We start from the raw sequence: 241 nt of genomic DNA, 5'->3' as shown, positions 1-241 counted from the left end.
CTGCGCCATCACGCTGGTCGTGGCCGCAGTGGGCACCCTGCTGGTCTGCCTGGGCGTATCCTCGTACGACAAGCCCGAAACTTTTCTGGGAACCAAGAAGTCTGAGCCGCTGAAAATGGGGGATATTATCGAAGTGCTGATGCACAACAAACCTCTGCAATGCTACATTGCCTCCAACGCCTCGGACAAATTGGCCCAGCAAGTAGCCAGTCAGGCCGTCATCAACACCCTGTTCAGCGGC

Annotated in this window: 1 pseudogene; it reads left to right on the top strand. The window is 56.8% G+C overall.

The features are described from left to right. Positions 1–241, top strand: a pseudogene (locus H6B10_RS16475) (MFS transporter); the annotation flags it as partial.

The sequence above is a fragment of the Gemmiger formicilis genome, from assembly GCF_016901605.1.
GTDB lineage: Bacteria > Bacillota > Clostridia > Oscillospirales > Ruminococcaceae > Gemmiger > Gemmiger formicilis_B.
Note: the sequence above shows the minus strand (reverse complement) of the source record. Positions and strands in the feature narration are given on the sequence as shown.